The organism is Ligaoa zhengdingensis (assembly GCF_014384885.1).
Classification (GTDB): Bacteria; Bacillota; Clostridia; order Oscillospirales; family Ruminococcaceae; genus Ligaoa; species Ligaoa zhengdingensis.
In genome coordinates this window covers 1-740 of sequence record NZ_JACRST010000096.1, presented here as the reverse complement: position 1 = coordinate 740, position 740 = coordinate 1, and the positions used below count along the sequence as shown (strand labels likewise).

The window sequence follows — 740 nt, the reverse complement described above, 5'->3', positions numbered from 1 at the left end:
ATCTCTTCCTGCGTCGCTTGCTCATCCGCCAGCACGCCTTCCGCTTCCGCGATCACTTCCTCCAGCATATCGATCGATTCCTGCGTCAGGTCATAGTCCTCGATCGTCTTCTTCGCCAGTTCCACTGCCATCTCCAGCAGGCTCGTGTTCACTGCTCGTTTCAGTCCGCTGATCGCTTCCGCCAGCTCGCTTGTCGCTTTGTCCACTGCGCTCTGCGTCGCTTCGCTGTCACCGTACACTTCCTTCGCCGCTTCCAGCGCTTCTTCCAGCTCTGCCCACGTCTCTTCCGTGTACGCGCTCTCATCCAGCGCTTCCGCTTCCTCGATCGCTTCCTTCAGCGCGCTCTTATCCGCCTGCTCCGCCTGATCAACGATCGCTGCCATCACGCGCTTGTACATCGCGTTCAGCTCGTCCTGCGTCGCGTCGCCTTTCTCCAGCAGTGCTCTCGCCTCTGTCACCGCGCTTTCCAGCTCTGCGCGCGTGCCTTCCGTCAGCTTCTCGTTCTCCAGCGCCTCTTCCGCCAGCTCTACCGCCAGCTCCAGAAGACTCTTATCCGCTGCGAACTTCAAGCCGTCTCTCGCTTTCACGAGCGCCAGGTACGCGTCGTACACTTCCGTCTGCTCCGCGTCCGCTTTCGCAATCACTGCCTTCGCTTCTTCCAGCGCTTTCTCAAGCTCCGCCCAGCTCTCGGCCGTGTACCCGCTCTCCTCGTACTTCCCGTCGATCGCTTCCACCAGTTC

The 740-nt window shown here is 60.7% G+C and carries 1 pseudogene; it reads right to left on the bottom strand.

The features are described from left to right. Positions 1–740, bottom strand: a pseudogene (locus H8711_RS13855) (hypothetical protein); the annotation flags it as partial.